Annotated in this window: 19 protein-coding genes, 1 tRNA gene and 1 pseudogene; 5 read left to right on the forward strand and 16 right to left on the reverse strand. The window is 53.8% G+C overall.

Annotation, left to right across the window (positions count from 1 at the left end; all coding sequences use genetic code 11):
* Positions 1-64 precede the first annotated feature (64 nt).
* Complete coding sequence (locus tag ACGS9J_RS04335; RefSeq protein ID WP_442229804.1) at positions 65-1,183, reverse strand: branched-chain amino acid ABC transporter substrate-binding protein; 1,119 nt, start codon at positions 1,181-1,183, stop codon at positions 65-67.
* A gap of 488 nt (positions 1,184-1,671) precedes the next feature.
* Between ACGS9J_RS04335 and ACGS9J_RS04340 the strand changes: the two genes are divergently transcribed.
* A tRNA-Asn gene (locus tag ACGS9J_RS04340) sits at positions 1,672-1,747 on the forward strand.
* Between the two features lie 79 nt (positions 1,748-1,826).
* On the opposite strand, the pseudogene ACGS9J_RS04345 reads toward ACGS9J_RS04340, so the two are convergent.
* Both ACGS9J_RS04345 and ACGS9J_RS04350 read right to left on the reverse strand, forming a co-directional pair.
* Positions 1,827-1,946 (reverse strand): annotated as a pseudogene (locus tag ACGS9J_RS04345) (IS30 family transposase); the annotation flags it as partial.
* Between the two features lie 154 nt (positions 1,947-2,100).
* On the reverse strand, positions 2,101-2,958 hold the full coding sequence (locus tag ACGS9J_RS04350; protein WP_442229805.1) for a LysR substrate-binding domain-containing protein: 858 nt from the start codon (positions 2,956-2,958) through the stop codon (positions 2,101-2,103).
* Between the two features lie 112 nt (positions 2,959-3,070).
* On the opposite strand from ACGS9J_RS04350, the gene ACGS9J_RS04355 reads away from it, so the two are divergent.
* Positions 3,071-3,964: a DMT family transporter gene (locus ACGS9J_RS04355; protein WP_442229806.1), complete on the forward strand. Its 894-nt coding sequence runs from the start codon at positions 3,071-3,073 to the stop codon at positions 3,962-3,964.
* 500 nt (positions 3,965-4,464) lie between these two features.
* Here the strand turns inward: ACGS9J_RS04355 and rbsK are convergent, their stop codons facing one another.
* From rbsK to ACGS9J_RS04395, 8 genes are read right to left on the reverse strand one after another with little or no spacing between them, the layout of a single operon-like run.
* Complete coding sequence (rbsK, locus tag ACGS9J_RS04360) at positions 4,465-5,391, reverse strand: ribokinase (RefSeq protein WP_442229807.1); 927 nt, start codon at positions 5,389-5,391, stop codon at positions 4,465-4,467.
* The gene (alsK, locus tag ACGS9J_RS04365; RefSeq protein ID WP_442229808.1) at positions 5,388-6,332 is read right to left on the reverse strand and encodes an allose kinase; all 945 of its coding nucleotides are present in this window, start codon (positions 6,330-6,332) and stop codon (positions 5,388-5,390) included. Before alsK ends, rbsK begins: the two co-directional genes overlap by 4 nt.
* A 15-nt stretch (positions 6,333-6,347) precedes the next feature.
* Positions 6,348-7,028, reverse strand: coding sequence for a D-allulose 6-phosphate 3-epimerase (alsE, locus tag ACGS9J_RS04370; RefSeq protein WP_442229809.1), 681 nt, complete (start codon positions 7,026-7,028; stop codon positions 6,348-6,350).
* 32 nt (positions 7,029-7,060) lie between these two features.
* Positions 7,061-8,146, reverse strand: coding sequence for an ABC transporter permease (locus tag ACGS9J_RS04375; protein ID WP_442229810.1), 1,086 nt, complete (start codon positions 8,144-8,146; stop codon positions 7,061-7,063).
* Positions 8,147-8,157: 11 nt separating this feature from the next.
* A complete protein-coding gene (locus ACGS9J_RS04380) occupies positions 8,158-9,147 on the reverse strand; it encodes an ABC transporter permease (RefSeq protein ID WP_442229811.1) in 990 nt (329 codons plus the stop codon).
* Positions 9,140-10,672 (reverse strand): sugar ABC transporter ATP-binding protein, encoded by a 1,533-nt coding sequence (locus tag ACGS9J_RS04385; RefSeq protein ID WP_442229812.1) that lies wholly within the window; start codon positions 10,670-10,672, stop codon positions 9,140-9,142. Before ACGS9J_RS04385 ends, ACGS9J_RS04380 begins: the two co-directional genes overlap by 8 nt.
* Before the next feature lie 2 nt (positions 10,673-10,674).
* Positions 10,675-11,661 carry a substrate-binding domain-containing protein gene (locus ACGS9J_RS04390; RefSeq protein WP_391581061.1) on the reverse strand — a complete coding sequence of 329 codons (987 nt, stop codon included), beginning with the start codon at positions 11,659-11,661 and terminating at the stop codon, positions 10,675-10,677.
* 18 nt (positions 11,662-11,679) lie between these two features.
* Positions 11,680-12,537 carry a DeoR/GlpR family DNA-binding transcription regulator gene (locus ACGS9J_RS04395; protein ID WP_442229813.1) on the reverse strand — a complete coding sequence of 286 codons (858 nt, stop codon included), beginning with the start codon at positions 12,535-12,537 and terminating at the stop codon, positions 11,680-11,682.
* Positions 12,538-13,337: 800 nt separating this feature from the next.
* Between ACGS9J_RS04395 and ACGS9J_RS04400 the strand changes: the two genes are divergently transcribed.
* Both ACGS9J_RS04400 and ACGS9J_RS04405 read left to right on the forward strand, forming a co-directional pair.
* A complete protein-coding gene (locus ACGS9J_RS04400; RefSeq protein WP_442229814.1) occupies positions 13,338-14,633 on the forward strand; it encodes an MFS transporter in 1,296 nt (431 codons plus the stop codon).
* Positions 14,634-14,648: 15 nt separating this feature from the next.
* Positions 14,649-15,455 (forward strand): substrate-binding domain-containing protein, encoded by an 807-nt coding sequence (locus ACGS9J_RS04405; protein ID WP_442229815.1) that lies wholly within the window; start codon positions 14,649-14,651, stop codon positions 15,453-15,455.
* Here the strand turns inward: ACGS9J_RS04405 and ACGS9J_RS04410 are convergent.
* From ACGS9J_RS04410 to ACGS9J_RS04425, 4 genes are all read right to left on the reverse strand, one after another.
* Positions 15,430-16,329, reverse strand: a complete 900-nt coding sequence (locus ACGS9J_RS04410) for a LysR family transcriptional regulator (RefSeq protein WP_442229816.1) — start codon at positions 16,327-16,329, stop codon at positions 15,430-15,432. The two genes, ACGS9J_RS04405 and ACGS9J_RS04410, sit on opposite strands and share 26 nt — an antisense overlap.
* Positions 16,330-16,630: 301 nt before the next feature.
* Positions 16,631-16,948, reverse strand: a complete 318-nt coding sequence (gene tmaR / locus ACGS9J_RS04415) for a PTS system regulator TmaR (RefSeq protein WP_153859736.1) — start codon at positions 16,946-16,948, stop codon at positions 16,631-16,633.
* A 161-nt stretch (positions 16,949-17,109) separates the two neighbouring features.
* Positions 17,110-18,177, reverse strand: a complete 1,068-nt coding sequence (locus tag ACGS9J_RS04420; RefSeq protein ID WP_442229817.1) for an FUSC family protein — start codon at positions 18,175-18,177, stop codon at positions 17,110-17,112.
* A gap of 98 nt (positions 18,178-18,275) precedes the next feature.
* Complete coding sequence (locus ACGS9J_RS04425) at positions 18,276-19,043, reverse strand: N-acetylmuramoyl-L-alanine amidase (protein ID WP_442229818.1); 768 nt, start codon at positions 19,041-19,043, stop codon at positions 18,276-18,278.
* A 215-nt stretch (positions 19,044-19,258) separates the two neighbouring features.
* On the opposite strand from ACGS9J_RS04425, the gene ACGS9J_RS04430 reads away from it, so the two are divergent.
* Complete coding sequence (locus ACGS9J_RS04430; RefSeq protein WP_442229819.1) at positions 19,259-20,005, forward strand: LexA family transcriptional regulator; 747 nt, start codon at positions 19,259-19,261, stop codon at positions 20,003-20,005.
* A 41-nt stretch (positions 20,006-20,046) separates the two neighbouring features.
* On the opposite strand, the gene ACGS9J_RS04435 is transcribed toward ACGS9J_RS04430, so the two are convergent.
* A complete protein-coding gene (locus ACGS9J_RS04435) occupies positions 20,047-21,156 on the reverse strand; it encodes an SDR family oxidoreductase (RefSeq protein WP_442229820.1) in 1,110 nt (369 codons plus the stop codon).
* Positions 21,157-21,186: the final 30 nt, after the last annotated feature.

Consider the following 21,186-nt stretch of genomic DNA (forward strand, 5'->3'; position numbering starts at 1 on the left):
TTAATCCTCAATGGATTTCAAGTTGCAGCCGACGACGCTGCGGCTTGAAAGACGCCGAGGATTTTTAGAGTTGGTGATATTTGCCTTTGTCGTCCCACTGATAGACCACATAATCCGATACCTTCAGGTCGCCTTTCTGGTCCCAGGCCTTTTTGCCCATCACGGTATCCACATCATGAGATTTCAGCCATTCACTGGCCTTGGCGCTGTCTTTGCCGCCGGTGGCGCTGAAGGCCGCGGCGATCGCCTGAATAGAAGCGTAGGAGTAGAGGGTGTAACCTTCCGGCTCAAAACCGCTGGCGCGGAATTTGGCGATCACCGCCTTGCCTTCCGGGATTTGGCGCGGATCGTTGCCGAAGGTCATCAGCACGCCGTTGGTATACTGTGGCCCGCCGGCCGCGGTCACCAGCTCTTCGGTCACGATGCAGTCACCGGAGAAGAACTTGGCGGTCACGCCCTGCTCGCGCATCTGGCGCACCAATGGCCCGGCTTCCGGATGACAGCCACCGAAATAGACCACGTCAGGTTTGACCGAGGCGATTTTGGTCACCAGCGCGTTAAAGTCTTTTTCGCCGCGTGACAGCCCTTCATACAGCACCTCTTTCACGCCGCGCTTGGTCATTTCTGCCCTGGCGGCATCCGCCAGCCCCTGGCCATAAGTGTCTTTGTCGTGGATCACCGCGATGCGTTTGGCCTTCAGGGTGTTCAGCATGTAATTGGTGGCGATGACCCCTTGCTGATCGTCACGGCCGCACATGCGGAACATGTTGGTCATGCCACGTTCGGTAATCTGTGGGTTGGTGGAGCCGGGGGTGATGGCGATAATACCGGCTTCGTCATACACCTCGGAGGCCGGCATGGTGGAGGATGAGCAGAAGTGCCCCACCACCGCCGCAACCTTGTCCTGATCCACCAGGCGGTTGGCGACCGAAACCGCCTGTTTGGGTTCGCAGGCGTCATCCCCCTGAACCAGTTTGATTTTTTCCCCTTTAATCCCACCGGCGGCGTTGATATCTGCCGCCGCCTGCGAGGCACCACGCCAATACTGATCGCCGTAGGTCGCATTCGGCCCGGAGAACGGCCCGGCGACGCCGATAACGATATCGGCCTGAGCATAAAAAGCAGTCCCTAAACAACCGATAAGCAGAGCAGCGAGCGGACTTTTAATTAATTTCGATGACATTGTTGTATTCCTCAGCACTGTTTTAGCGAAACGCCCAGAGGCGTGGAGCAGTCACTTTATGTGTAGACGGGGAAAATAATTTGCGCGAGAGCGCAGTCGCATTACCCGAATTTAAGCAAGCAAAAATCCAGCCATTGTGACGGCCAATACATATTTTCTGCTTATTCATCCTACATATCAGAGGGAAAATGCGCGGGGACAGGGCTGTCAAATGGCGCTGTGAGGGGATCTCGCGCCAGTATCACGACGAAATTTTTCTGCTGCGCCGGCAGCATGCGAATCGTCGCAGGGTTCTGCGCACCATAAACGTGCAATGGCCGGTGCAACCGTACGACAGCGATTTTGTGGTGATAAACAGGGCAGATACAAAGGATGAGTGTCGAAAAACAGCGCAACATGCTCATTCCGACAGCAAACGCACTTTTCTCGCAGTTTAGTGCTTTGACAAAGCCGCACCACCCCGCTATTATTCGCCCCGTTCACACGATTCCTCTGTAGTTCAGTCGGTAGAACGGCGGACTGTTAATCCGTATGTCACTGGTTCGAGTCCAGTCAGAGGAGCCATATTAGAGAAGCCCGCTCAGGGAAACCTGAGCGGGCTTTTTGCTTTTGGTTTGGTGGATGGGTGCTATGAGCTGTGAGTTCAACCGATGGATACAACACACTGATTGAACCGCTCTGCGGGTGATTCATAGTCTAGCGTTATTCTCGGCCTTTCATTTAGCTGTCTGGCAACACGGTTAAGTCTTTGCTGGCTGTGAATGCCGCGTCAGCGGCATGGAGGCACCAGATGATGCCTCCATCTCTCTGTGTTGCCAAATAGCGACGTAAAGGGGGGATTTACTTACTGCTGACGCTTAGGGGGATATTCTTCCGTTATTTCAGCGAGACCAGGGGACTTAACACGGTAGCTTGTATCAACGGTAGTCCGTTAAGGAACGATAGAGAAAGTTGTACAGACAATCTGTTGCAGGCCCACTTTCCCCTGACCTCCGTAAGATACTCACTTCCAGATCGTTCAGTGGAGGCAGATCTTCATTGACGCCAATAATGCACAGGGATGGCGGTACGCTGCACTTAGCCAGACCGGCCACTGCAAGCCCCGCCTGAACAACAGCTACAAGACCAAGCAAGCTGGCACTCGAATAAGCATTCCGGTAGGTATAGCCGTTTTCAGATAGAGCACGAATGACATTGGTACGTGCAGCACTCCCGGGAGCAAATAGTGCTACCGGGACAGGATCACTTTTCCAGGCGACATGTGTTGGTGATGCAACCCAGACAAACGGCTCTTTTCGTATTACTTCAACCGGTTGTTCCTCCACCCGGGTAACAATAGCCAGGTCAATTTTTCCATCCGCAATAGCTTTTGTGAGGGAAAGAGAGGGCTCACATATCAGTTCTACTGTCACCAGGGGATGTTCCGCCGAGAATTGTTCAAGCACCGGAGGTAACAAAAAAGCGGCATAGTCGTCAGGCACCCCCAGGCGAACACAGCCAGTTTCTTCTGGGCGTGTCACACTTGTCCAGGCCTCATCTGAAAGTTTTAAAATTTGCCTGGCATGAACCAGGAAATCAGCACCAACGGAGTTGAGGACAACAGCCTTTGTCCCTCGATGTAAAAGGCGTTTACCGATGGACTGTTCAAGACGCTTGATCTGCATACTCACAGCAGACTGGCTTCTCCCGATACGTTCGCCTGCACGGGAAAAACTGCCCGTTTCGACAACAGCAACAAAGGCACGCAGCAGATCAATATCTAAAAGATTAGCCATATCTCTATTAATATAACGAATAGAAGCTATCAAATCTATTCACTGGCTTAATTTAACCACGAAAAATATAGTTGCCTCATTGTTCATTTTAAATCTGGGAAGGGATAGAAAAATGTCTGTCAAACAGCTACCTGCGGTTAAACTTGCTGTCGGAATGGCGATGATAGGAACGGTTGGTGCTTTTGCCGTGGAGTCCGGACTTTCGCCAGTTTCGGTAGTGTTCTGGCGCTGCGTTTTTGGCACTCTCTTTCTTGGTTTATGGTGCATCATCCGAGGTTACCTGCCGGACAGGTCTCTTTCCCTTAAACGTCTTACTTATGCCTCCCTCGCAGGGGTCTGTATGGTGCTTAGCTGGATAGCTTTTTTTGCCGGATTCACACTTACCTCAATAGCCACAACAACTATTGTCTACCACATACAACCTTTCTTTGTTGTGCTGATTAGCGCGGTGTTTCTGAGGGAGCTGATCTCACTTAACCAGGTCCTATGGATGGCAGGAGCATTTACAGGTGTCATTCTGGCCAGTGGGCTTATCGCTCCCTTCGGTGTCATTAATATTCACTGGGTTCTGGGAGTCGCACTTACTCTGGTTGCAGCCTTGCTGTACGCAATATCAACAGTAGTGGGGAAAGGACTGGGACAGCAACGACCCGAAATTACCACATTATGCCAGACGATAGTGGGAATTATTCTGCTGGCCCCCTTTACCGATTCGTTTCGTTCAGTTCCTCCTGAGTCGTGGGGGTGGTTAATTGGCATAGGTGTCATGCACACCGGTGTCGCCTACGTCCTGATGTACTCGGCTTATCCAAAGTTAACCACCCCGGTAATTGGCGTGCTGACTTTTATCTATCCACTGGTTGCTATCATTGTTGACTGGGTGTTTTATGGCCATCAACCAGGGGTCATTCAGATGACAGGAATGATACTGATCGCACTATGCACACTTGGTGTAAAACTGGGCTGGCCGTTCCCAGTCGGGCTACAACGGAAGATAAGTTTATAAGGCCATAGCGACAGATAATCTTCACGGGTTCAGCGTCCGCTCCTGGAACAGAGAAGACTGTCAGAGCTCTTTGAACATAGTTCCACTTCAGGCAGACTTTTCGATGCTCGCTCTAGCCACACTTCCTTTACAGGGAATAGCATAGTAACGATCACCCTATGCTGAGGATCGCCAAACCAGACTTATGCAACCCGCAACTTTTGGTGTCATTCTGTTTGTCGTGATAGGGACACAACTCTCCTTTAGATTAATTATCAACCAGTTAATAGCGAAGGTTATCTCAGTCAGAGAAGCTATATTACAAAAGCCCGCTTAAGGAAACTTAAGCGGGCCTTTTGCTTTTGTGTATTCCGGAAACAATGGCCAATCAGGTCAGGATAGTCGCCAATCTTGCCAGTACATCGTCAATGATACTCTCAGGTAGACATTCCAGCCGCTTACCCTTTCTGGCTGCCATATCAATCGTTCTCGGCTGATCACCTCTGCGAGAAGCCGCTAAACTACCTTCTCCCCATTCTTTCCTTAGCCTCTTCATAGTTCGGCATTGAAGCCGCTGCACCTGCGCGTTCGACGCATATGGACGCATAGGCGGAGGCAAACTGCGCGGCCTCTGAAAGGGTGAGGCCAGCAGCAAGCTGTGAGGCCAGTGCGCCGTTGAAGGCGTCACCTGCGCCAGTGGTATCGACCGGAGCGGCCTGGCAGGCGGCGATCAGTTGCGTTTCCCCCTTCACCGAAAGCAGCGAGCCCCGAGTGCCGAGGGTAATGATCAGCGCCTGAATTCCTTTGGTATGCAGCACATGAGCAGCACGCTGGGCGGAAGGAATGTCATGGACTTCAATACCACTTAGCAGCGTGCATTCGGTGGCGTTTGGCGTGAGCAAATCTACCTGCATCAGTAAACGATCAGAAACCGGCTGGTACGGTGCAGGATTGAGGATAATGTAGGTTCCGTTGTCTTTCGCAATAGCGATCAGTTTTTCGATTGCCGGCAGGTTATTTTCCAACTGGGTCAGCAGGATATCTGCTGCCGCCACCGCAGGACGGCACTGTTCGACTTCTTCGTCGGTCACCGTCAGGTTTGCGCCGGGATCTACCGCAATCATGTTTTCAGCCTCGGCCCCGGCGACATAAATCAACGCATTGCCAGTAGGGCATTCACTGGTGGAAAACAATGTGACAGCATCAAAACCAGCGCTCTCGAGGTGCCGGCGGGCAAACATGCCGAAATCATCGCGGCCGACTTTGCCGATGTAATGCACCCGCGCGCCAGCTCGCAGCGCAGCTACGGCCTGGTTCGCTCCTTTGCCGCCCGCGCCCATCATGCTGTTGCGGGCAATCAGGGATTCTCCCGGTTTGGGGAAACGAGCCATGCCTGCGACGATATCGAGGTTGAAAGAACCAAATACGCACACCTTGCCTTTGTTCATGCCTCTCTCCTGAAGGAAAATGTTCCGCCGGCCAAGGCTGGCTGCGACGGAAAAATGCGCTGTGCGGCTAAACAGGCGCCACGACACCCGGTCTCGTCGGTGACGGCGCTGAAATGGATTGTCAGGCTGGCGGCCGGAAACGGACTGCGTAAATGGCTGCGTAATTGCTGTTCGAGTTCAGCCAGCGGGAAGTTCTCCATCGCCAGCACGCCGCCGCCCAACACTAAATACTCGGGATCAAGAATGTTCATTTCGCTGGCCACGGTGCGCGCCAGTCGTGCTACAAATTCGGTTAAATCGACGTGCCCGGCATGGTGCACAAACAGTTCGGCGAACGGCGTCTGCGGCGCGTGTTGCCGCGCCCAGCCGGTCAGCCAGTTACCCGAAGTCAACGTCTCGACGCAGCCGGCTTTACCACACGGGCAGAGCAGCGGATTTCCCGCCAGAGGAATGTGCCCGATCTCGCCTGCACCGCCGTGCGCGCCGTGGTAAAAATCGCCGTTGATCCACAAACTGTTGCCCATGCCGGTGCCAAGATAAAGCCCGACGGCGACATCCGGCAGCGCGCTCTGCTGCGTTAAATCCCACCACATCAGATGGTTAACGTCTTTATCCATCGCTACCGGTAGATGCAAACGTGCTGAAAGCAGTGCCGCCACCGGCTGGTTATCCAGCGCGGAGATAAAGGGCAGCGACAATACGGTCTGGCGGTCACGCGAAAGTATACCCGGCATTCCGAGCATCACCTGCGACACCTGATGATGCGGATCTTGCTCCTGCATATATGCCGTGATCAGGTTTTTCAGCCCCTGTAACGGATCAGGCTGTCCCGCCCAGCTTTGGGTCGGGGTTTTGTGGTAACCGCGAAAATTGCGCTGGCTGTCCATCAGCATTAAACGGGTATTGGTGCCCCCGACATCAACTCCAAGAAAGTGCGGCATACGGCTCTCCTGCCCTCAGGCTGCGTGACGCGCCTGACGCATCTGATCGAGCATTTTGTCCCAGGCAACATCCAGATCGCTGTCCAGCGTGAACAGGCCGGAACTGCCGACGATCAGGACTTCCGCGCCAGCACCCATCAGATCCTGATAGGTACGCAGGTTGCAGGAGCCGTCGATTTCGATCAGATAACGGTAGCCTTTTTGCTGTTTGAGGTCTCGCAGCTGAGCGATTTTCCCAAGCATTTCAGGAATGAACGGCTGACCGGCATAACCCGGGTCCACGGTCATCACGGTAATTTTATCCAGCAGATGAATATAGTGCTGGATGTACTCCACCGGCGTCGCAGGGTTGAGTACTACGCCGACTTTTTTCCCCAGGGAGCGGATCTGATTAATGATGCGAAACGCGTCGCGGTTAATGGTTTCGGCGTGAGGGCAGATAAAATCAGCACCGGCTTTGGCAATCGGCTCGATAAAGTCCGCCGGATTTTCCACCATCATATGCACGTCCAGAACCAAGGGCGTATGCGGTCGAATCTGCTCGATAAAGAACGGTGACAGCGTGATGTTTTTAACGTAATGGCCGTCCATGATGTCGATGTGCAGCATGTCGGCGCGGCGGTTCAGCACCTCGAGTTGCTGTTTAATGTCGATCAGGCTCATGCACATCAGCGACGGAGAAATTTTGTATTCCATGAAGTTTTCCTAAGTCAGAAGCAATTTTCAAATTAAGATTGAGCCGTACGCGCTTTGGCAGCGCTCATTCGCCCCGCCCTTTTTTGCAGATAACGGCTGCGGAAGAATTTCAGCGCCAGCACCACAATCAGTACCGCGCCCCACATCGCCAGGCTGAAATGCGGGCTGACGTTCATCAGATTCAGGCCGGTGGAAATCACCTGCAGGACAATCAGCGAGAGCACCACGCCCGCGACTTTGCCGAAACCCCCGTTGGGATCGGTGCCGCCAAGAATGATGGCCAGCACCGTCAGCAGCAGATACGAGTCGCCGTAGCCCATGCGCGCCGAGTTGAAACGCGCCATCATGATGAGTCCGGCAATCACGCATAACATGCTGGAAATCACGTAGATGGCGATCAGCACGCGGTGGGTATTCACGCCGCTGAAATGGGTGGCGTTGATGTTGCTGCCGCTCATGTAGATGTATTTACCGAGGCGAGTGCGTTCTAAAAACACCGCGATTAAGGCTGCAGTCAGCAGGAAGATAATCAGCGGAACCGGAACGCCGAGCAGGGTTTCCGCGCCGATAAAGCGCACGATGTCCGGCATTCCGCTGATCGCCGCACCGCGTGACAGGTAGATGCCGACACCATTCACCATGGTCATGGTCGCCAGCGTCACCAGAATCGGATGCGCACCGACATACGCCACCAGCGCGCCGGTCAACATGCCAATCACCAGCGCCAGAATCATTGCGCCAACCAGCGCCAGCGTCAGCCAGACCGCCTGCATCGCCATGCTGGCATCCGGCGGCATCCAGGTGAGAAACACCCACGCCATCAGTAAACTGGTCAGGTTAGCGGTGGCGATAATGCACAGGTTCAGGCCGCCGCTGAGGATCGGGATAAACATCGCCAGCGTCAGTAAGCCGAGTTCCGGCAACTGGAAGGCGACGCTCATAAAGGTGGCGTCACTGAAGAACCGCCCCGGCATAGCCAGGCTGAAACCGATGATCACCACCAGCAATAACAGCGATAATCCCAGCGTGGTGTTGTCGATCTTCAGGTTGCCGATTTTCAGGCGAGGCCGCGCATCGGGCTTCGCTTTAAGACTCACATTTCTGCTTTTTGCGAACATAGCGGTTTTCCTCAGGCGAAGCCGACTTCGGTTTCTTTGCGTTTCTTATAATGAGTGACGGTGATGGCTGCGACGATCACCACGCCGATGACGATGTTCATGAAGTAACTGGAAACGCCGATCAGGTTGAGGCCGTTTTTCATCACGCCAATCAGGAACACGCCCATCAGGGTGCCGACCACGCTGCCTTTGCCACCGTTGAGGCTGGCACCGCCGAGCACTGCCGCCGCCAGCACATCCAGCTCGCCACCGACCAGCGCATTCGGTACCACTTCACCCACGCGATACACCTGCACCAGCCCGCCAATCGCCGCCATCGCGCCGAGATATCCGTAGGCAAAAAGATGCAGCAAACCGACGCGGATACCGATACGGCGTGCGGATTCCTGGTCACCACCGACCGCAAACAGCTGGCGTCCGAGATGGGTTTTGTTAAGCAGGATCCAGCTCAGCCCGGCGACTGCCAGCATCACCACCACCGGCAATCCAATCTGATAATGCTGCTCGCCGACGCTGAATGGCAGCACGCGGATTGGCGTCGTCAGCCAGTCCGGCAGGTCGTATAAACTGGTGCCGTTGGTCAGCCACATCAGCATGCCAAACAGCAGCGACTGCATACTGATGGTGACGATGATCGACACGATGCGCAGGCAGTAGATCAGAATCGCGTTGATCATCCCGAGCAGGGTGCCGATGGCGACCGCCAGTAAAATACTGCCGGTCGGGCTGCTCAGACCGTAGTGGATCGCCAGCGTGGCGATCAGGTACTGCACGACAGAAGCCACGGCAGCGAACGAAATATCTATTCCGCCGGTGACCAGCACCACGAACAGGCCGAGGGCAAAGATGCCGCTGACGGCGTAGCTTTCGGTCAGATCCAGCAGGTTCTGCAAGGTCAGAAACTGGTTGGTGAGTAAGGAAAAGGTGACGATCACCACCAGCAACACCCAGGCTAAGTAACCTTCGTTGCTGGACGGGCGTAACCGGCTGAGCTTAAGCATTGACCGCCTCCGCAAGTTGTTGCTGGGTAATCGCGCCCGGCAGATATTCGCCAACCACCGTGCCTTCACTGAAATGCAGCACGCGGTCACAGTTGAAATAGACTTCCGGCACTTCATCGGAAATCAGCAGGATGGAAATCCCCTCTTCCGCCAGCTGATGAATTAACTGATAAATGCTGGCTTTTGCGCCGACATCGACGCCGACCGTTGGCGAATCAAGGATCAGGATTTTGGGCTGCGTCAGTACCCATTTCGCGAGGACGATCTTTTGCTGATTGCCACCGGAAAGCGTGGAAATCGCCTGATCCGGATTGGCGACTTTGACGCCGAGTTTTTCGATCCACTGCTGGATGATTTTGTTTTTACGGTATTCGTCGATCAGGTGAAAACGGCTACGCAACTGATCCATGATCGCCAGCACAGTGTTGTCACCGACCGACTGTTGCTGGACCAGGCCAAGCGTCAGGCGATCTTCCGAGACGTAACCGACGCCGGATTTGATCGCGTCTTCGTGGCTGCGAAAGCGCACCGGTTTACTGTCGAGGTAGATTTTTCCACTGTCCGGTTTGGTCATGCCAAACAGGCTGAGCGCCAGTTCAGTACGGCCGCTACCAAGCAATCCGCAGAGCCCCAGCACTTCTCCGGCGTGCAGTTTAAAACTGACGTCGTGATACTGGCCCGCGTGGGTGAGTTTGTCGGTTTCCAGCATGATGCGTTCGTCATTCATGTTGGCGGCTTTCAGGCGGTAATCTAGTTTCAGGCCGGTCATCAGTTCGGTCAGGCATTCGCTGCTGACTTCAGACGCCGGGAACGTGCCGACTTTTTTGCCGTCGCGTATCACCGTCACGCTGTCGGAAATCTCCAGCACCTCATCGAGGCGATGGCTGACGAACACCACGCTGATGCCTTTGCTTTTCAGATAATGCACGGTGCGCAGCAGCTGATTCACTTCGGTGCGGGTCAGCGAGGCGGTCGGTTCATCCATAATCACTAAGCGCGCATCGGCCACCAACGCGCGGCAAATCGCCACCTGCTGACGCTGGGCAATCGGCAATGCCGAGACTTTGCTGTCGAGATCCAGCGTGTAATTCAGTTCAGTCAGAATGCGCTGCGCGGTTTCCCGCAGACGTGACGGGCGATACCAGCCCATCAACCCCTGTAAGTTGTGGTCGAAGGCGATGTTCTCGAACACGCTGAGGTTCGGGAACAGCGACAGGTCCTGATAAATCACCTGCACACCAAACTGCCGTGCCTGATCTGGTGACAGCTTGCCGAAACTCTGGCTGCCCTGCGACGGCGAGCTGAGCGTGATCTGGCAACCGTTGTCCGGCTGATAAACCCCCGAGATCACTTTGATCAACGTACTTTTCCCGCAGCCGTTGGTGCCCGCCAGGCAGTGAACTTCGCCCTGCATCAGCCGCAGGGAAATGTCGTTGAGCGCACGCTGTCCGCCAAAGGTCACCGACAGGTTTTGCACATCAATCAGCGGCGCGTTATCTGTTTGAACGATCTCGGAGATTGCCATGATTACAGCCCCATTTTGACCAGTTTCGGCAGGTTGGCTTTATCCAGACTTTCGGTTTCGTTGCCCAGAATAGTGCGGGTTGCTTCATCCACTTTCACTTTGCCCATACCTTCAATGGTCATGCCGTCGGTAATTTTCTCACCTTTCTCCAGTTTCTCGGCGATGCGCACGAACACTTCTCCGGCCACCATAGGATTCCAAATAAACCCCCCTTTGATCGCCCCGGCTTTGACCAGACTTGCGCCCTGACCCGGACTGAACGGCCCGAAGACGCAGACGTCGTCAGTTTTGCCACGGTTAAGCACTGCGCGGCCAGCGCCAATCGGCCCCTGAGAACCGATCGCCAGAATACCTTTCAGGTTAGCGTCTTTGGACATCAGGTCGTTGGTGGTACGGATGCTGTCATCGAGTGACTCACCCACGCCAAATTTATCGCCGACCAGATGCATATCCGGGTAGTGCTCTTTCTGATAATTGATGGCGGCATCGGCCCATTTTTGATGCAGCGGAACGGTCAAACTGCCGACGTACACTGCGTAATCGCCCTTCTCTTTCATGCACTGCGCCAGCGCGACCATATGATTAATACCGTGCTGGGTGGCATCGACCATTTCGAAATCCCAGTCGGCATATTTTTGATCCGGCGATTCATGCACGATGACTTTTATCCCTGCGTCGTGGGCACGTTTCAATACTGGCTCCAGCACACGGGCGTCGTTAGGTACCACGCCGATCACATCCACTTTTTGCGCGATCAGATCTTCAATCGCACGCACCTGCAACGCCGGATCCGCGCTGGTCGGCCCGACCTGCCACGCGTCGATCCCACGTTTGGCCGCTTCACTTTTGATCCCGGCTTCCATCGCGTTGAACCAGGCGTTACCGCCGACTTTCACCACTACGCCCATGCGGATTTTGTCGGCGGCGTGTGCCGACAGGGACAACATGGCTGTCGCGAACAAGCAGGCAAGAACGGATTTCTTGATCATGTTTACTCTCCTGGGAGGTCAGTTATGTGCCGCAGCTAACGGGCCGTTGCGGCTGTTTTTAGTTTTTTTCTGTAGGGGTGACGGAGAAACTTCAATCACGTTAACGTTGCTCCAGGCCAGTTCCTGGCGGAATTCTTCATCTTCCAGATGGTCTGTGATAAGTGTGTCGATTTCCCGGTAGTGGCAGATCCGCGCAAAAGAGCGGCGGCCGAATTTGCTGGAGTCAGCCAACAAAATCTTGTGCTCGGAGGAAAGCAGCATTTGCTGTTTCAGCCGTGCGTGATGTTCGTTGCTTTCACGGATCCCGCCTTCGTGGCAGATGCCATGACAGGAGAAAAACAGTTTGTTGATAACGAACTCTTTCAGCATTTGCTCGGCCAGCACGCCAACGAAATCTTCATATTTCGCCGAGTATTCGCCGCCCAGCCCGATGACGCGTACATTGGCCTTCACTGCCAACGTCTGAATGATGTGCACCGAGTTGGTCAGCACCACCAACTGAATGTCGGGCAACTGGCGGGCCAGAAACCAGCTGCTGGAACTGCTGTCGAGCAGCAGGCAATCACCGGTATTAATGAGCTGCAATGCCCGTTTGGCGATGCGAGTTTTGCTGTCCGGCGACTGATTACTGCGATCGCGAAACGATTCCCCCTGTTCAATCTGCGACGGTACATAAGTTTTTTCTGCCGTCGAATGTTCCATAAACACCGCACCGCCATGGCTGCGTAATAGCACGCCACGCTTTTCCAGCAGCGCCAAATCCCGTCGCGCCGTTTCCAGCGAGATACGGCATAACTGCGCCACTTCCTGCACCAGGATGCGTCCGCGCTGGCTGAGAATTTCGGTGATATAACGATGTCGCTCTACTGGCAGCATGTGGTGATTCCTCTTTCCCGATGTCAAATAGGATACGCAGCCGGACGTTCACGGAATGCGCAATGCCTCAAAGGCGGCCCTGTGTATTTTTTGCCACTCTCGCCCCGTGACAGTTGTCACAAAAAGGTGAGAAAAGATGAAATGTTAAAGTTTGGAGCTGTGGCGAGAACTGCATTAAATCGTCATTTGCCTTGCAACAGGACAGCGACAGCTTTGCAAACGGTCACAATTCCTCGCGGCCTGCCCTGACCGAGGATGACCGTTTATGAGGATTTGACCGTTTGGCGATAAAAAAGACGCCGGATGGCGTCTCAGACTGCTGACAAAGTCCTGCGCAATTAAAAGTCCTGATCTGGAGACTCATAAAAACAAAGGATTATGTCTTCTGATTTACTCCAAACATCCGAAAATCCCATTTTTCGGGTGTTTGTCATCAAACCAAGACGCCGGATGGCGTCTTCAGAAGTCGGCGTACTGCTCGATAGCGGCTAACCAAAACTGAAACAGGTCAGCCGTTCAGAGGGTCCCCCTTTTGTCCCCCCTTCAGCATTTTTCTGCCCCTTCGCCTTATATGAAGCTTGTCACAAAACACACATGAAGTTTTTAGCTTGCAACGAACAAGGTTGCACAGGGCAGAATTGTTAATGGCCCGTTACAGCTGGTCGCATCCAATTGTTAACAAGGATTGATGCACCAAACGCATCGGCCCATGAGTTTATTGCGCTTATTTACTTCATTTTCCTGATCCAGTCTGCAGTAACAGATGCGGTAAAAGCGTCAATGACAAACTGGAGATTAAGATGCATCCCTCTAACGCACCCATGACAATCAGGGCGAGAGCCAGCGCGATACTGCGTGTGACCTCTGGCAACTTTCTGGAGCAATTTGATTTTTTCCTGTTCGGATTTTATGCCACCTACATCGCCCATACCTTCTTTCCGGCCAGCAGTGAATTTGCCTCGCTGATGATGACCTTTGCCGTCTTTGGCGCGGGCTTTCTGATGCGTCCTATCGGCGCCATCGTGCTGGGTGCGTACATTGATAAAGTCGGCAGACGTAAAGGGCTGATTGTTACCCTGTCGATCATGGCCGCAGGCACTTTCCTGATTGTCCTCATCCCCTCCTATCAGGCGATCGGGCTCTGGGCGCCGTTGTTGGTGCTGGGTGGCCGTTTATTACAAGGCTTCTCGGCGGGTGCTGAGCTGGGTGGAGTTTCCGTTTACCTGGCTGAAATTGCCACGCCAGGCCGCAAAGGCTTTTACACCAGTTGGCAATCCGGTAGCCAGCAAGTGGCCATTATGGTAGCCGCTGCCATGGGCTTCGCACTGAATGCCGTCATGGAAGAAAGCGCCATTCGCGAGTGGGGCTGGCGTCTGCCTTTCCTGTTTGGCTGCCTGATTGTTCCCTTCATCTTTTTCCTGCGCCGCAAACTGGAAGAGACCGAAGAGTTCAGCGCCCGCCGCAACCACCTGGCGATGCGCGACGTGTTTAAAACCCTTTTAGCAAACTGGCAGGTAGTCATCGCTGGCATGTTAATGGTCGCCATGACCACTACCGCATTTTATCTGATCACCGTATATGCACCGACCTTCGGTAAAAAAGTGCTGATGCTCAGCGCCTCTGACAGCCTGCTGGTGACCTTGCTGGTGGCGATATCCAACTTCCTCTGGCTACCGGTAGGCGGCGCCCTGTCAGACCGTTTTGGCCGCAAGCCGGTTCTGATTACCATGGCGTTGTTGGCCCTGGCCACTGCGTATCCGGCGCTTAGCCTGCTTGCTGAAGCACCCAGCTTTTCCATGATGCTGACGGTACTGTTGTGGCTGTCCTTCCTCTACGGCCTTTACAACGGTGCCATGATCCCGGCGTTAACGGAGATCATGCCGATAGAGGTCCGGGTTGCCGGTTTCTCGTTGGCCTACAGTCTGGCAACCGCTATTTTTGGCGGATTTACACCCGTTATTTCTACCGCACTGATCGAGTACACCGGTGATAAGGCCTCACCCGGTTACTGGATGAGCTTTGCTGCCGTATGTGCATTACTGGCGACGCTTTATCTGTACCGTCGCAGTCCGTTATCACTACAAACCGCACGTTAAATCAGGGATTACGTCATGCAAAAAATTTATCGTTCACTCCTCGCTGCGCTGGTGATTTCGTCTGTCAGCACAGGAGTGTCGGCCAAAGAAGTCACCGTCATGATTTCAGGCGGGTTCAAAGCCGCACTGGAAAAACTGGCCCCACAATTTGAAGCAAAGAGTGGCGACAATATCATTTTGGTATCCGGTCCCTCTATGGGTAAGACTCCTCAAGCGATCCCAGCGCGCCTGGCGCGCGGAGAAAACGCCGATGTGGTGATTATGGTGGGTGATGCGCTGAAAAATCTGGAAAAGGATAATTGGCTGCAACCGGGTTCGCGTGTGGAGCTGGCCGACTCACCGATTGGTATGGTGGTCAAACAAGGTGATCCTAAACCCAATATCAAAAACGAGGCGGACTTGCGCAATACCCTACTGCAGGCCAAATCCATCGCTTATTCTGACAGCGCCAGCGGCCGCTATGTCAGCAGCCAACTGTTCAACAAACTGGGCATTGGCGACCAAATGAAAGAAAAAGCGCATATGATTGAGCGTATTCCGGTGGCATCCGAGGTGGCGAAAGGGAAATATGCTCTGGGTTTCCAGCAAGTGAGCGAACTGCTTCCTGTATCGGGCGTAACCTTTATTGGCGAATTGCCTGAAGATGTACAGTACATTACCCGCTTTGCCGGTGCGGTCACGGCTAAAGCCGAACAACGCCAGGAAGGCAAAGCGCTACTGGATTTTCTGTCTTCCGTCGAGGCGCAAAACACCATTCGCGCTACCGGAATGAGACCCGTGAAGGCTGAATTGCCGGTTAAACAGCCTGATACTGTTCAGTAATCAACTTTTCCAACTCAGCGGCAACGTAGGACTGCATACGTCCGCTGTGCCTGATCAGCCCAACAGTGCGCTTCACCACCGGGTCAGTCAAGGGTATCTGGGTCAACACTGAATGCTCTGACGTCGGCATCGACATAGCGGGCACGGCGGCAATGCCGACTCCCGCTTCAACCATGCCCAGCATGGTTGTCACATGGCGGGTTTCGCAAAGACTGGGACGCTCGGGAATGATGTGTTCCAGCATCTTGTCAAGCAGGTTGCGGTTACCTGACGTCTTATCCAGCCCCACATAATCCTGTTGATAAAACTCGCGCCAGGTCAGGTTTTTTTTACTGGCGATGGGATGATCGCGCCTGCAAGCAGCCACGTAGACATCTTCCACCAAGGGTAGAAATTCGATATTGGGTTGCAGGTTTCTCGCAAAACAGATGCCGAAGTCAGCCTGACCACTGGCAACGGCTTCAATAACATTACCCGCACTGCTGTCGATAAGCTTAACGCGTACCCGTGGATAGCGTGCCTGGAAACGACGGATCACGTCGGGCATGAAATAGTAGGCCGCCGAGGGCACCGTGGCGACGGTGACCAACCCTACGCGGTCCTGACTGACCTTATTAATATCCGCTAATACCAATTCAACATTCGCCAGTAGCTGATCTGAACGCTCTGCAAAGGTCTGCCCGTAGAGTGTCAACGTGACGCGCCGAGTCGTTCTGTCGAACAACTTAATGCCCAACGCGGATTCCAGTTTCTCTATCCTGCGGCTCAGTGCTGACTGCGAAAGGCAAATAGACTCCGCAGCTAGCCGAAAATTACCGTATTCAACCAGTGATCGGAAGGCATAAAGATCGTTGAGATCAAAATTCACGGGCATAGCGGCAGACAATCCTTTTAAAGGCGGCAAGGGCTTAAAGGAAAGATGATAGCCACATATTGGACAACGGCAACCTTTTAAAACTAACCTGCATTCGCCGTCATCGGCGCGTTTGTTGGGATATCTGCAACCAGGCAAGTCGCAACTTTCCGGTCACGCCAACGGCGGCTACAACAAGGTGAAGGATAAATACTTGGATTTTGACGTGTACGGCGCTGGCCACTGAAGCGGTGGGAATGGCGAATTGGCGGGAAATGATAAAATAAAAGGGCCAGGCGAACGCCTGACCCGATAAAAACGGTTACTTCACTTCGCCCATAGCTTTCAGCTTTTTGGACAGCTCACGGCGTTCTTTGGACAAATCGGCATTTTTGATGATGTAATCATCAACGCGATCTTCATAGTCGCTGCGCATGTTGGCAATGATGCCCTGCACGTCTTCAATGCTCATGCCCGGCTTGATGTACTCACTCAGGTTGTCGAGCAGCAGCACGCGCTTTTGGTTATCACGAACTTTCTTCTCGTTGTCGATAATTTCGCGCTGCAGCTTATTTTTACGTCGGAACATACGCACAAACTCCAGAACGTCCTGGAAACTCGGCTTATTTGCATTATCCATCTTCATACCCTTGCTTTAGTAATACACAGATTCATTTGCTTACGGCCACAATGATACCAAGATACAGGTTTGTGGCGGTCGGGCACAACACTCATCGCCCTATCTTACTCACTTTGGCGTCCTGACAAAAACCCGAAGCGCCCGCTTCATGATCTGACCCCCTATTCACGCTCACCGGCGGTACACACCTTGAGCAGATCGCCCAGCTCTTCCAGCTGCTGCGTCAGTTCCATACTCAACCACACGTAGCCAAAGATTGGCGCTTCACCGTGCTGGCTGACGCTGGCTTCCTGCATCAGGGTTTTCAGTTCGGCGGCGATGTCGCTCAGTTGCCCGGCTTCTGCCGACTGCTGCGCCTGCGGGCCGTCACGCATCGTTTCCGCCAGCGACTCCAGCGAACGCAACGTCAGCAATTGCGCGCTGCGCAGCGTTTTAGCATTCAGCATAATAAAATGGGTTTCGCGCGAGGCCCAGTAAGCATCGGCCAACAATTCCAGCGTGCAAACCAGGTTGCGGCTCAGCGTCTGCACCGCTTCAAATACCGCTTTGGGGATATGGGTTTCTTTGCTGCTGGGGACAATCAGGCCGCGCAATTTGACCACCTGATTGAGCAGCTCTTTCAGCTGCGGCTCCAGCCGTGGCCGTTCAATCATGTTCGGCGACAGGTAAGCGCCGTAGATTTTGCCCGCGCTTTCCAGACAGTCTGCCATCTGCATACGCCACAGGATGTAGGCGCGCTGCGGGTAAATGCTGGTGAACAGCAGCGCCAACAGCGAACCAAAAATGACGTCGCCGCTGCGCCACAGAGCGGTATGCATATCACCGGCCCCCGCACCGCAAACTACCGCCAGCGTAATGCCGACCAGCAGCGCCATATAAGGGCGTTTGCCGAGCGTCAGATAGCCACAGAAAAACATCACCACCCCGCACCACACCAGCATCAGCGGTAACGAGTAGAGCTCAAGATAAAGCGCAATCAGGCCCGAGGCCGCGCCAAATACCGTGCCGGCGATACGCTGCAGCGCCCGTTGCAACACATTGCCCCAGAACGAAATCGGCCCCATCACCACCACCAGCGTAATCAGCGGCCAGGTGCCCTCCGGCACTTCGAGCAAGCGAATCAACAAGAAAGTCAGGATAAACGCCAGCCCAATGCGGACACCGTGCACGATGCGGTAATGACGATAGGTCAGACGTTCAAACGAGGATATTTTTCTGTCGAGGCGCACAATGCATCCCGTTAACGGTGGCGAGAAAGAACACAGTTTAGCGGAGGAAAGGGTTCGGAGAAAAGGCGGATAAGGCGTCCCTCATCCGCACTCAGTCCTTAAGCGGCATATTTATCCACCAGCGCGCGCAAAATGGCGGCGGTTTCAACGTCCATCACCCCGTCATACTGCCGTGGGCGGAAATGCAGCTGAAAGGCACGCACCAATTGGCGATAGCCTTCCGCATCGGTCGCTGCCGAGGTGTCGTAACCGTACCTGGCAAACAACGCGAGTAAATCCGGCTGCGCAGGCAGGCCATGACACTGATACTCATGTTGGTGACGGTGTTTCACCGCTTCGTCATACCAGGCGCCAACGCCGGCACGGTATAACTGATGCCACGGAAATTGCGGGCCGGGATCGCTCTTGCGGCCGGGCGCGATATCGGAATGCGCCACCACGTTAACCGGGGAGATATCCGGATAACGCTGCAGAATGTTTTGCGCCAACTGGGTAACCGCCGCGATTTGTTGCGGGTTAAACGGCGGGAAAGTGATGTCTTCGCCATCGCCGCTCGCCAGATTGACGATCTCAATGCCAATCGACGTGTCGTTGAGATTAGAACGATTGCCCCACTGGCTGGTGCCTGCATGCCAGGCCCGTTCAACTTCATCGACCAGGTTGAAAATCCTCACGCCGCTAAAACCCGCCGCCTGATAGGTAGGATCTTCAGGATCCGGCACCAGATAATGAGCGCTGACCGACTTGCCGGTCAGTGACTGCACGGAGTCGGCAAAATTCTGCGCGGTGTAATGCAACACCAAAAAGCGCACCCGGTGGCCGAAGCCGGCTACCGAACGGTAGCTGTTGTAGTCCATACTGAACATCGTAGATTCCTTGTGAGTTAAAACTCCCATGCTCCAATCACTGTAGGGGACGAATACATTCGCCCCGGTTCAAGCGGGCGCAGCATGCAGCCCCCTACAATTCCTTCGCGGATCTTGTCCACTCGTCAATATTTAGCTAATTGCTAAAATTAAAGCAAGCTTAATTTAGCAAAAACGATATTTACCTTTTTGCTAAAGAATGCGATCATCCGGCCATGGAAACCAAAGAAATAAGACGCAATAATTTGCGCGAGCTGATGGCCAGCTACGCCCGACAGGGTATCAACCAGAACGACTTTGCGGTACTGGTTGAGTCCTCTTCGCCCACGTTGAGCCAAATCAGCGGTGAAAAGTCCTCCCGCAACCTGGGCGATAATCTCGCCAGACGGATCGAGGCCAGGCTGAACCTGCCCAAGGGTTGGTTTGACGTTTTCCATGAAAAAGAGTTGGTGCGCCCGTTCGATAACGTGGCGGCAGAGTCGGATTTTCAACCTGCCCGCCTGAAACCGGTGGTGTGGGAAGATACCGAACAGGACAAGGAAGAGTTTGTGGAAATTCCCCTGCTGGATATCAATTTTTCTGCCGGTGATGGCTGCTATGAAATCGTCGACCGCGAAGAATTTTCGCTGATTTTCCGTCGCTACTATCTGCACAAGATGGGGGTGGCGGTGAATGCCGCGCGGATCATCCGTATTTCAGGATCGAGCATGGAGCCCCGGCTACAAGACGGCGACGTGGTGGGGATCAACACCGATGACACCCGTATCCGCGAAGGTAAAACCTACGCGATCCGTCACGGCAATCTGCTGCGGGTGAAAGTGTTGATCGAGCAGCCCGACGGCGGCGTCACTATTCGCTCGCTGAACCGGGAAGAGTACCAGGACGAACACCTGAGCTATCCGCAGCGCAAGGACCAACTGGTGGTGCTGGGCCGCGTTTTCTGGTCGTCCTCGTCCTGGTAATCGGCAAGATCCGTCAGGCACCCTTGACCGGTGCCTGGTTGTTATTTGAAATCCACCACCATCTGCTGCTGAATGGATAAACCGCGGGTCGACTGCACGCAACAGGCGATGTAGTCGGTAAAACGCGGTGGTTTCGGCATGCCCAACTTAAGAATTTTATCATTGCTGAAACGCACGTTGAGCATGGCGAAAGATCCATACAGGCGCATCGCTTTCAGCATCAGGCGCTCGTTGCACGGCCCAAAAATATCTTTGAGCTGCTTGCGCATTTTCAGCAAGGCTTCGTAACTGACCTGCGCATAACGATCGCCGAGCGGGGGTTTCTCCAGCGCGGCGGCAATAGCGCGATCGATATCCGCAAAGCTGACGCTGCTCTCTTCACCGGCCGAGATATGGTAAACGTCGTTCTCCAGCGTCTCGCTGTTCAACAACATCACCATCGCATCGGCACAGTAGTCGACCGGGATCACATCGATATTGTCCTGCAGCGAACACATAAATTTGCGCAGCATCAGCGCCATGCTGAACACCCAAAAAATGCTGCTGGAAGGTTGGCAACCCAGGCGGGTGTGCCCCACCACAATGGAAGGGCGGGCAATCACCAACGGCAGTTGCGGGCAATGTTGACGCATTAACTGTTCGATGGTCGATTTGGAACGGGTATATTCCACCAAATGCTCGGCCGTTTCTTCAAATTCACCGCTTTCCGCAACCAGTGAACCCGGCTCCGGTGCGCAAGACATTGCGGTCCCCACGTGCAGGAAACGTTTTAATCCAGACACCTGCGCCATTCTCTCGGCAAAGGCCAGGGTGCCTTCTACGTTAACCTTCCATATAAGAGGATTATTGCCAAAAGACGCTACTGCGGCACAATTAATAACGTGCGTTACATTGTTAATCCGTGTGTCCGCTAAAAAATTAGCAGGCTCACTTAAATCACCCAACAATATATTTTCCATCGTGATTTTAGAAAATAAATCAGCGTCAATATTAAACTTTTCCATATTCATCCGAATACGTTCAAGCCCCTGCTGCGCATTTTCAGCCCGCACTAATAAAAGGTAGTTAATTGACTGATTTTCTTTCAGTAATTTTTCAAGCACTGCACCACCAAGAAAGCCGGTAGCGCCGGTTAACAGCAGAGTTTTCATAATGCACACCCACATTGGTATTGAATGCTG

The organism is Serratia quinivorans (assembly GCF_052113645.1).
In the GTDB taxonomy this organism is placed as follows: Bacteria; Pseudomonadota; Gammaproteobacteria; order Enterobacterales; family Enterobacteriaceae; genus Serratia; species Serratia quinivorans_B.